The 11,124-nt window shown below is 33.4% G+C and carries 8 protein-coding genes and 1 pseudogene; 1 reads left to right on the forward strand and 8 read right to left on the reverse strand.

Going from position 1 to position 11,124, the window contains the following annotated elements:
* The 5 genes and pseudogenes from ACHZDT_RS05110 to ACHZDT_RS05130 form a co-directional block, all read right to left on the reverse strand.
* A pseudogene (locus tag ACHZDT_RS05110) lies at window positions 1-256 on the reverse strand (glucosamine-6-phosphate deaminase); the annotation flags it as partial.
* Window positions 257-697: 441 nt separating this feature from the next.
* Complete coding sequence (locus tag ACHZDT_RS05115; protein ID WP_394773567.1) at window positions 698-2,071, reverse strand: sugar MFS transporter; 1,374 nt, start codon at window positions 2,069-2,071, stop codon at window positions 698-700.
* Between the two features lie 38 nt (window positions 2,072-2,109).
* Window positions 2,110-3,036, reverse strand: coding sequence for an SDR family NAD(P)-dependent oxidoreductase (locus ACHZDT_RS05120; protein WP_394773568.1), 927 nt, complete (start codon window positions 3,034-3,036; stop codon window positions 2,110-2,112).
* Window positions 3,037-3,041: 5 nt separating this feature from the next.
* On the reverse strand, window positions 3,042-4,145 hold the full coding sequence (locus ACHZDT_RS05125) for a phosphotransferase enzyme family protein (protein ID WP_394773569.1): 1,104 nt from the start codon (window positions 4,143-4,145) through the stop codon (window positions 3,042-3,044).
* Window position 4,146: 1 nt separating this feature from the next.
* Window positions 4,147-5,055, reverse strand: coding sequence for a sugar phosphate nucleotidyltransferase (locus ACHZDT_RS05130; protein ID WP_394773570.1), 909 nt, complete (start codon window positions 5,053-5,055; stop codon window positions 4,147-4,149).
* Between the two features lie 319 nt (window positions 5,056-5,374).
* Between ACHZDT_RS05130 and ACHZDT_RS05135 the strand changes: the two genes are divergently transcribed.
* Complete coding sequence (locus tag ACHZDT_RS05135; RefSeq protein ID WP_394773571.1) at window positions 5,375-6,415, forward strand: substrate-binding domain-containing protein; 1,041 nt, start codon at window positions 5,375-5,377, stop codon at window positions 6,413-6,415.
* Window positions 6,416-6,650: 235 nt separating this feature from the next.
* On the opposite strand, the gene ACHZDT_RS05140 is transcribed toward ACHZDT_RS05135, so the two are convergent.
* From ACHZDT_RS05140 to eptA, 3 genes are all read right to left on the reverse strand, one after another.
* On the reverse strand, window positions 6,651-7,286 hold the full coding sequence (locus ACHZDT_RS05140; protein WP_394773572.1) for a carbohydrate-binding family 9-like protein: 636 nt from the start codon (window positions 7,284-7,286) through the stop codon (window positions 6,651-6,653).
* A gap of 81 nt (window positions 7,287-7,367) precedes the next feature.
* A complete protein-coding gene (locus ACHZDT_RS05145) occupies window positions 7,368-9,227 on the reverse strand; it encodes a T9SS type A sorting domain-containing protein (RefSeq protein ID WP_394773573.1) in 1,860 nt (619 codons plus the stop codon).
* A gap of 644 nt (window positions 9,228-9,871) precedes the next feature.
* The coding region (gene eptA / locus ACHZDT_RS05150) for a phosphoethanolamine--lipid A transferase EptA (RefSeq protein WP_394773574.1) at window positions 9,872-11,124 on the reverse strand (1,253 nt) is incomplete at its 5' end.

The following is an 11,124-nucleotide window of genomic DNA, read 5'->3' on the forward strand; positions in this document are numbered from 1 at the left end:
AACTGATTACGTTTTTGAAACTCAAACCTTCTTCTTTGTGCAAACGCACCAATTCAGCATATAATCCTTTTGGCGAAGATCCTGTTGCAAGTCCTAAAACACAAGGTTTATTTTCTTTTTGTTTGGTTTGAATTAAAGCTGCAATTTCCTGAGCCACCGCTTTTGAAGCATCACCGGAATTTTCAAAAACAACTGTATTGATGTTTTCAAATCGTTTCTCGAAACCTGTCGCTTTGTCTACTTTACTTTTTATCATTTTGAATTCTATTTTATTATGTTTTTCTTTAATTTTAAAACTGTCCTTTGTGATAAAAAAAAGGCATAAGTTGAGTTGAGCATCATCAAATGTTGAATTTGAGTGCTTTGTTGTGATCTGAAAATCAGATCGATGAATTAAGGGTTATGTTTATCTTAGCTTTGTCAAAGTTTAAAACTTTGACAAAGCCTTAAGAGTGGATCTTGTTGAACTTCTTGCTGAGATTGCTTCGTCAATTTTTCAACGGATTAAAATCCGTTGCTACAATATAAATCATTCCTACGGAATTTTACCAAGAGCTCCGGAGGAACGGATCATATTGTAGGGATGGATTTTAATTCATCCTTCGCAAACAAAATCGCCAATCTTTGTCGATTTACTTGTGTGATTTCTCCTTCGTCGAAATGACAACTTTGTGGAAAAACCTGAAACCTTCTCCTTTTACCAGCTTCTGTATTTATGCCCTTTGAAGGCAAAAAACACGATCATGAAATAAGCTGGCAATAATATTAAATACGCCACTTGATTGCCGCTTTTTGCTGTTTGGGCAATTCCGGCGGCTATGTTTGCCGTATTAATATGGTCTGCCCATAAACCGTAGAATAACGGAAAAACGGCTCCGCCAATTATTCCCATAATTAATATTGCGCCTCCAATTTTTGTAAATCCGCCCAAATCCTGAAGTGCCATTGGCCAAATCGCCGGCCAGCAAAGTGCATTAGCCAGTCCTAAAAGCGCTACCAAAATAATAATCAAAGGCAATTGAGGTATTCCAGGTAACTGAACCATGATTTTAGGCGAAAGTAATACGATCGACGAAACTAAAATAATGCCTAAAAATCCGGATAGTTTTAGTGCAAAAACCTGTGAAACATATTTTGGAATCAATGTAATTCCTAAAATATAACCAATAACCATAGCGGTCATGGTGAATGAAGTCAATTTTAAATAAAAAGCACCACTATTTCCATAAACGCCCAATTGTTTTCCGAAACCGCCAATGGAATCTCCGGCGAGAACTTCGGCGGCGATATAAACCATTAAAGTAATCACGCCAAAAACCAATTGCGGATGTTTGAACGCTTCTTTGATTTGTTTAAAAATACTCAAATGTTCTACTTGTCCTTCATTGTCTAAGTTGATTTCAGGAAGTGGCGAAAATTTCACCAAAACAGCCAGCACCAGCATAATTCCTGCCATGTACATATAAGGCGTTTGTAATTGTAATGCTAATAAATCAAGCGCACTTTCTTTTTGAACCGAAGTCATTACAGCAATTTTATCTGCTGAATAATCTCCAATATTGGATAAAACCAATGAAGTCAATAATAACGGAGCCAGAAATCCTGCCAGTTTATTAGCAATTCCTAAAACGCTGATTCTTGCTGCGGCACTTTCGCGCGGACCAATTACGACAACATACGGATTTGCAGCTGTTTGTAAAACGGCCAAACCGGTTCCCATTACAAATAAAGCGATCAGGAAAAGTCCAAAAGTTCGGGCTTCTGCTGCAGGATAAAACAATAATGCTCCAACGGCGATCACTAATAATCCTACTGAAATTCCGTTTTTGTAACCTACTTTTTCGATTAGAAAAGAGGACGGAATTGCCATGACGAAATAAGCAATATAAAACGCAAAAGTTACAAAATACGATTGTGATTCGGTTAGTTCACACGCTAATTTAAAAAACGGAATTAGTGGTCCGTTGAGCCAGGTTACGAATCCAAAAATAAAAAATAAGGACGTTAAAATAACCATTGGAATCAAAGTACTGCTTTGTTCTTTTTTTAAAGTAATATCGATTTCTGACATGTTTTTGGGTTGGTTTTGAGTTAGTTATTATTCTAAGGTTATTTGCTCACCAATTCCTGATGGTAAAACAGAATGGTTTCTTCTAAAGCTTTATCAATCGTATATTCTGGTTTAAAACCCAATTGGTTGAATTTTTCAGGATTGGCTTTTGAGTGTTTGATGTCTCCGGGTCTTTCTTCCAGAAATTTAATCTGCGATTTTGAATTGGTGATTTTTATAATTTTTTCAGCCAGTTCTAAAACCGAAGTACTGTGTCCTAATGCTACATTATAGGTTTCATTTCCTTTTTGTGAAGCCAGAATATTGGCTTTCACGACATCTTTTACATAAATAAAATCACGGGTTTGCAATCCGTCTCCATAAATGGTTATGGGTTCGTTTTGAAGTGCTTTATTGATAAAAATGGGCACTGCAGCCGCATAAGCGGATTCCGGATTCTGGCGCGGACCAAAAACATTAAAATAGCGTAAAGATGCTGTTGGAACCTGATATTGATCGAGATACATTTTTAAATAATATTCTCCGTCTAATTTGGTTATTGCATATGGCGTCATTGGTTCCGGAAACATGGTTTCTACTTTTGGCAAAACAGGATTATTTCCGTAATTGGCGGCTGAAGTTGAAAGTACCACTTTGCAACCTGCATTATTTTTAGCAGCTTCGAGAATATTAATTGTTCCAATAGTATTGATTTCTATACATTCTTTTATTTTCAAAAGCGATTCATGAACGCTCACCAAAGCTGCAAGGTGAAAAATTCCTGATGCTCCACTTACTAATTCATTTACTAAATTCTCGTCACGAATATCTCCTTTTACAAAATCAACATTGAGTCCGTTTAGGTTGTGTTCAAACCCCGTTCTTAGACTATCAAGTATTGTAACCTGGTGCCCTTCTTTCGACAAATGTTCGGCAATGTGGCTTCCTATAAAACCTGCACCGCCGGTAATTATATATTTTTTCATTTTTTTTATTTTAATGATCCAATGAAATTCAGATTGTAATCTTCCATTTCTTTAAATTGTTCAGATAAACTTTCAATCAGTTTAAATTGATTTTTAGAACGGTCCAGATTGTGTTCCGGATATTCTGTTTTATAATAAACATCATCATTTAAAAAGTCGGTCAAAAAACGCAATGCCATAATAAATACCATCGTTTTAGCGCCAAGCGGCAAATATTTAATTTCTAATAACGAAAGGGACGAATTTGTTTTTTCCAGAAAACCTTTTACATAGGCTTTATAATATTGCAGGTTGAAATTGACAAGCTCCAGATCTTTTTCATCTTCGGCCGCTGTATTGCAAATGGTTCTTATGGCATCTCCAAAATCATAATGAATAATTCCGGGCATAACCGTATCTGTATCAATCACACATAATCCTTTTTTATTGGTATCAAAAAGTGCGTTTGAAATCTTTGTATCGTTATGCGTAACTCTTAGTTTGATTTTTCCGACATCTTTTAAATTCTGCAAAATATGCATTTCTTCTTTTAATTCAAGAACGAGATTGATGCACAATTCAGCTTCCTGAATTCGTTGTTCCGAAGCTTCTTTTAAAGCGGTATCAAACTGCGAATAACGAAATGCCATATTATGAAAATTCGGAATTACCTCTACCAGTTTTCTGGCATCAAAATCACTGGTCAGATTTAAAAATTCACCAAATAATTTTCCTCCTTCATAAGCGATTTCTTCGTTGTTTACGGTTTCAAAAGTCAGGCTTCCTTCAATATAAACCATCATATTCCAGAAATTTCGATCCTTATCCTGATAATAAAAAATGCCTTTTTTTGTACCGATAAAAGTTAAAACCCTGCGTTTTAATTCTGCTGCTGATAAATGTTTTAATTTTTTCTGCAAATGCTTGCTCACACTAACCTTATTGGCAATAAGGCTTGGGACGTCTTTAAAAACGCCATCATTAATTCGTTGCAAAATAAACTGTTTGCGACTATCGGCTGTTACCAAATAGGTATCGTTGATATGACCTGAGGCCAGCTCTTCAAAATTTTTGAAAACCTCTATGTGGTCAAATTGGCCGAATATAAATTTTAAATGTTCTGCTACCATATTACCAGAGATTTGTTGGATAAACCTTTTGGGCTCTTAATTTTTCGATTTCTTTTTTTACAATTTCCTTATCTTCTTTGTAGGTAACGCCAAACCATTTGGCATTTGACTGAAGTACTTCGAGAGAGGCATTATCTGATTTTAGAATTTCATTTACAACAGATGTAATAAAGAATTCGGCTTTTAAATCATGCTCATTTTCTTTTAGGAATTCTTCAAAAAGAGTGCCTCCAAACTCAAAACATTTTGGCGTAAAGCCCCAGAAATTCATAGAAACGATCGTATTTTCATCAATGGAAATAAAATCTCCATTATCATCTTTACGCATCAGTTTTCCGTTTATTTTTTCGATGTGCGTGCGTTCGGTAACATCTGTAAGATAATTATTTTCATCTACCTGACATTCTCCTCTGGAAACAAAACCATGATCTGAAACGGTATTTTTAAGCAAATAAGCCATCATATTAAAATGATAGGATTCTTTGTCCATTTCGGTTAAGGCTTTTGCCATGATTTCGAAAGCTTCTTTTCCGTAAAAATCATCGGCATTTATAATCGCAAAGTTTTCGGTTACTTCATCTTTTGCCATTAGCAATGCATGTCCGGTTCCCCAAGGTTTTTTTCTATCCGGATTCTGGTATTTTGCCGGAACGTTGTCTATTTCCTGAAAAACATATCCTACTTCTGCTTTTCCTTCAAGTTTTTTATTAAAGATTTCTTTGCACTCTTCTTCTATGTTTTTGCTTATAATAAATACGAATTTTCCAAAGCCTGCCTGTAATGCATCATATATCGAAAAATCCATAATTGTATCTCCTTCGGGAGTAAATGTATCTAACTGTTTTAATCCTCCATATCGACTTCCAATACCTGCCGCCAAAATCACGAGAGTAGGTTTACTTTTGCTCATTTAAATTGTATTATTAATTGGTTATTATTTTTTTAAACTTTTGGTTATTTTTTGTTGTTTTAATATTTTCAAAAAAGCGTTAAATCCACAAGTTACAGATTTTAAAAACTTCTCTGCTAAACCTTAAAATAAATATTAATCTGACATTTTTTAAGTTAATATCGTGAATTATGTCATTAATATTCGGCTAAAATATATATTAATATTCTATAAAAAAAAGAATTTGTGTTAAAATGTGCTCGAACACAATAAAAATGTTTTCGAACACATATAATTTAATATTTTCTGATATTTGATTTTTATTTATATTTGTTTCTATATGGAAAAAATTTATACAATTAAGGATATTGCAGAACTGGCTGGTGTTTCAAAAGGCACTGTTGACCGCGTTTTGCATAAGAGAGGAAAAGTGTCTGAAGATGCCTTAAAAAGGGTAAATGAGGTTTTAGACAAAATTGACTATCAGCCCAATTTAATGGCCAGAAGTTTAAAGAAAACACAAATTTATTCGATATGTGTTTTGCTTCCTGATTCTAAAAATGATCCGTATTGGCAACCTTGTATTGATGGTATAAATGAGGCTAAAAAAGAATTTAAATCTTTTAATGTTAAAGTAGAAATTTTTTTGTTTGATGCGACAAGCACTGAATCTTTTGTAGAAACGAATAAGGCGGTTTTAAATGCGTCTCCGGATGCTGTTTTGTTAGTTCCGTTATTTCATAAAGAAGCTCTTGATGCCATTGAAACGTATAATTCAAAAGGAATTATTTCGAGTATTTTTAATAACCAGCTTAAATCTAGTGCCATAAAAAGTTTTGTGGGGCAGGATTTGTTTCAAAGCGGAAGAATTGCCGCAAGATTACTGGAATTGTTGATTCAAAAAGGAACAATCGCCATCGTCCATATCGATGAAGATTATGAAAATGCAATTCACATGCAGGAAAAAGAAAAAGGTTTCAGGGATTATTTTGATAATCCTGACAATAAAAAATTTGAAATTAAGACTTTTAAAGTCAAACATCCTCAGTTCAAAACGACGCTTAAAGAATATTTAGAAGCAAATCCTGCCATTGAAGGTCTTTTTGTAACCACTTCAAAAGCGTATCAGGTGGCAAAAATTATTGCTAAAAATCCAGAGCGAAAAATTGCGCTTGTAGGTTATGATTTATTAGAAGATAATCTGGAATATCTAAATAATAAAACCATTGACTTTCTAATTCATCAAAATCCGAAAAGACAAGCTTATCTGGGAACAACAAACCTGATCGAGCATTTTATTTTTGAAAAGGAAATTAGTCCTGAAAAGTTGCTGCCAATTGATATTATCAATACTGAAAATGCTAAGGATTACTTTTTATAATCCTTGAGTGTAATTATCTAAACACATTCATTTATTTAAAAAGATTTAGATCAGAAGTTATTATACCCATTTTTGTCATCCCGAGGAACGAGGGATCTCCGCAAGTAGCTTGGTAATTTACATATCCTTTGCGTTAGTTTCTTGTGAAGATCCCTCGTTCCTCGGGATGACAATGATGGCGGTATTTTGCTATTAAACATTTTTCTATGTGGTATAAAAAATTAGTAACTTTCTTCTAAACTAAAGTCAAAGTACCAAAAGAACTCACAATATGAAAATTTGGTGTTTCGGTATTTGGATTTACCCATGTAATCCATGTTGGTTCAAAGAGATTATTGGGCTGTTTTTTATATTTTGCCCTGAAAAGTCCTGCTTCAATAATATTGTCCTTAATTAAATGAAAGTTTTTCAGCGATTGAATACTGATGGCTATTTCTACTATAAAATGATCTTCTTTAATATTTGATTTTACTGTGATATCATTTTCAGGCCAATTCCAATCAAAGTCAAATTTTTTAGCGGGAGATGCTTTAAAATCCATGATTCTGGATGTTGGATCAATTTCTATACAATAATAAGGATTTAGGTTTTCATTTGTCCTGAAAAAAATCTCTACTCGATCAGATTCTCCAATGCTGTCAATGGAGTCATCTTGCTTGTCTATATGAACATTGGCATCATAAACTTTATAGCAAAAAAAGATGTTTTCGCTATCCCATAAAGCTCTAAATTCGATTTTATCGGGATTTACATCATCCCAGGGAGAAACAAAATCAGTTAAAACGGCTGCATTATTCCAAAGCGGATTATCTCCTAAACCATTTATTTGCAAAATGTTTTCTTCTATATGATTTACTGTGTAATTTTTCATTCTAAAAAGGTACGGAATTTTAAAAAAAGAAAAAAGGGAGCAAAAGAGAAAATCTCCTTTGCTCCCTAAAAGCTTTTTTTATTATTTTAAGTATACTTTATTGTTACTTAATTCATTATCAGCATTGATTTGAAGAATAACCAATTGTGATTTTTTTAAATCAGAAACATTAATGGTTGCTGAATTAACCGCACTGTATTCTCCTTTTAAGAGCACGCGTCCGTTTAAATCTAAGACAGAAACGGTTGCTGTCTTAATATCTTTTCCAAAATTAATATTGATTTCGTCTGAAGCAGGATTAGGAAAAACAGAAAAGCTTGAGGCAATTTCTTCGGTTACTTCAGCTGAAGGTGCTTTTTTAGCCGTTGATCCTGTTTGCAATTCAGCGCAACCAATATCAATACGACCATTTCTTTTACGAATATTATCATCAAAATCTAATGTTCCGGAATAAGTCGAATTATAAGTTGGATCTCCTTTGTCTGTAGCAAAAGCTCCAGTTACCAAAGTAAAATTAAAAGCCGCAGCATTTACAAATCCAGGCGATCCTACAACTGAGTTAACATCCTGACCTGTTGCCGTTGCAAATTGCGCGGGATTATAAGAACCTGTTGTCGAGCTTCCATTGAAACTAACTCCCGTTAAATCAATGATATAATCTGTGGTGCCTTCTCTGTAAAATAAGTTATAGTTTGATACAAAACTTGAAACTGTATAACCATAAGAGGCCAAAAGCGCTTTTTTGCCATTTGTAGCATAAAGAATATTGTTTTTGAAGGTAATTCCTGAACTGTTTTGAAGATGTACTTCACCTCCGTAAATATCAGCAATTGTACTTACAGCAGTACCTGCAATAGTGGTAACTCCGTTGATAGTAGCACCAGTTCTGTTTTTATAAAAAGTATTATTGAAAATTTTGGTATTTCCTACGCTTGTGGTATAACCGCTGCCAATAACACCGCCAAAAATGGCTCCTGTTATGACGTTATCATAAACCGAATTGTTGTTTACAATGTGACCTGTAGACTGACCGCCATTTCCTGTAGTCGTATTTTGTTCAGATCCCACCGCAATTCCCACTCCGCATCTATACACTTCGTTTCTTTGTACCGTAACATTTAAAGCACCATCTACATAAATACCGGCACTATTGGCAACGGCACTCATACAATTAAAAACTTCGTTAGAGGCAATAATACCATTTCTTGCCTGATTATTGCTTGTGGCTCCTGTCGATGTGTAATTCCCTGCAGCAACGATTCCGATATTAGCAATATCATATACTGTATTTCCTGAAACCGAAAAACCATTTACGTTTCCGGTCACGGTTACCGCTTCTCCCCAACCTGTCGCGCAATTTGTTACCTCGTTATTATCAATTTTTACATTGGTAATCGCGTAAGTTCCGTTTCCGGCATCTACTTTTATTGCATTTGCAACGATTCCGCTATTGGCAGGAATTGACGAAAGATTATTGCTGATCCAGCCGATGTTTTTAACAACACAATTTTTGATTGTAATGTTGTTAAGATTGGCTGTTGCGCCAGAATTTGCTAAAATCCATATTCCCTTACTTCCGTTACCAATTTTATTTGATATCGTTAAACCATCAATAGTAACGCTGCTTGTATTTACAATTCCTAATACATAAGTATCTGTACTTGTCCAGCCTGAAGCGTTTATAACCACAGCAGCTGAACCGCTTTTTTGAATGGTTAACGGTTTTCCAACATAAATTGGTCCCGTTACAGGATACGTTCCTGACAGCACTAATACTGTTCCTCCAGACGGAGCTGCCTGAACTCCTTTTACAATGGTTTTAAATGGCAAGGCAGACGTACCTGTACCTGTGGTATCATTTCCGGTTGTAGAGACATACGTTTGGGAAAAACCCTGGACAAAGCAAAATAAAATAATAAGTGTAATTTTCTTGACTTTCATAATTTTGATATTTTGGGTTAATAGTTAAAAAAATCTATGATTAAATATTGCAATATTTCTACATAAAAAAATAAGCAGAATGCCTTCATAATTTTAAAATCAGATTTTAAATTATTCAGATTAAAACTTGATTAAAATCATAAATAATATAAAAAAGTAAAATATAAAGTAGCCTATTTCAGACGAATATAAATAATGAATTTTAATTGGCAATACAAAAAGCAACAAAAATGTGTTCGAACACAAAATTATTGATGTTTTTAATAAAAATGTAATATTTATCTTAAATAGTTAAAGTATGCAAAAAATAAAATGAATTGTGCTCGAACATAAATAAGTTTTTAACTACATTTATTATTATTTACAACCCAGTAAATGATAATCTCACAGGTGTTCAATTTCACTAATTCACATTTAAAAAACTATCAATCTCTTTGTTTTACACACTTTAAAATTTTAGTTTTACCCATCCCATCAGTTCCAAAAAAGGAAGGTGTAATAACACCTTCCTTTTTTATTTTTGATCTTTTTTTGATGATTTCCCAGGTTTTTATATCGGCAGTTTTTATTTTTCTGTAAACCATTTAGCAATTCATACATCTTATAAATCAAGACTTTTTAATATTCTGATCCCCAAAACGCTATTATTTAAAAATATTCATTTCCTCGTTATAAACAGGACTCTCAATATTTAAAAAATTCAAAACACTATGAAATACATTATTCTGAGACAACATTTTATTGGGCTTGAGTTGTTTTGAATTATCAGATACCCAAACTATAAATGGTATTTCATATTGTTCTATAGGCGCAAAACTTATAGGAATTCCATGCATGTATAGATTTTTTTCTCCTAAAGATTCTCCGTGATCTGAAACAAAAATCATGGTGCTTTTAAACTCTTTTAATTGTTTTAAATCTTCAATTACATTATATAAAATATAATCTGTGTAAACAATGGTATTATCATAGGCATTGAGAAGTTCTTCGTGAGAACATTTTCCCAGTTCAACACTATTGCAAACAGGTTTAAAAGTCTCAAATCGAGGTGGATATTTTTTACTGTATGTTGGACCGTGACTGGTACTTGTGTGCAATATTATCAATATTTTATTTTTTTTACTGGCCAGTATTTCTTCTTTTAATCCTGCTAAAAGAACTTCGTCGTAATTACATCCTTCGCCTGTACAATCTTTCTTTAAAACATCTCTGTTTTGATATTTTTCTATGTGCACGGGAGGTTCTCCCCAGTTTGTAGTTCTCCAAATAACTTCTACATTATTTCTATATAAATAATTGGGCAGGATTTCATATAAATCTTCACTATTGGTAGGTTCTAAAATACATTTTACGCCAGCCGTGGTGTATGTAGCGCAAGAATTGGCGTTAAAATGAAATAAATTCTGTGTTTTAGAAAGCAGTGGATTTGTGTTTTTCTTATAACCATATAAAGAGAAATTCTGGCTTCTTGCAGATTCTCCAATCACTAAAACAACAACCGACTTTTGATTGTCTTTTATTACAGCATTGGGCAATAAAATTTCTTTTTCATTTTTTTTATATTTATGAATATAAAAAAGTGAGGTATTTACCGAATATGACCAGGGCATTGCAAGGCCTCCTAATTGTTTTGAATTCTTATCGATCCACAGCCAATTGCTGGCATTAACAAATATTAAAACCACAATAAATAATAAGGTAAGCGAAGAAATGGTTAAAATTTTCTTTAATGCTACATTTATTATTTTAACCTTAATAATATAAATACTCGGAATAACCCCAAGCAGGATTATGTAGACTATTAACTTTATGGAAAAAAAACTACTGGATTCTTCATAATTGGTATTCAATACATTACCAATCATACTTTCATCTATTATTACACTATAGGTGTTGA

Source organism: Flavobacterium sp., assembly GCF_043722275.1.
Taxonomy (GTDB): domain Bacteria; phylum Bacteroidota; class Bacteroidia; order Flavobacteriales; family Flavobacteriaceae; genus Flavobacterium.

Coding starts and splice junctions, on each gene's coding strand:
- ACHZDT_RS05115 (WP_394773567.1), bottom strand. CDS start 2,071: ATGTCAGAAATCGATATTACTTTAAAAAAAGAACAAAGCAGTACTTTG.
- ACHZDT_RS05120 (WP_394773568.1), bottom strand. CDS start 3,036: ATGAAAAAATATATAATTACCGGCGGTGCAGGTTTTATAGGAAGCCAC.
- ACHZDT_RS05125 (WP_394773569.1), bottom strand. CDS start 4,145: ATGGTAGCAGAACATTTAAAATTTATATTCGGCCAATTTGACCACATA.
- ACHZDT_RS05130 (WP_394773570.1), bottom strand. CDS start 5,055: ATGAGCAAAAGTAAACCTACTCTCGTGATTTTGGCGGCAGGTATTGGA.
- ACHZDT_RS05135 (WP_394773571.1), top strand. CDS start 5,375: ATGGAAAAAATTTATACAATTAAGGATATTGCAGAACTGGCTGGTGTT.
- ACHZDT_RS05140 (WP_394773572.1), bottom strand. CDS start 7,286: ATGAAAAATTACACAGTAAATCATATAGAAGAAAACATTTTGCAAATA.
- ACHZDT_RS05145 (WP_394773573.1), bottom strand. CDS start 9,227: ATGAAAGTCAAGAAAATTACACTTATTATTTTATTTTGCTTTGTCCAG.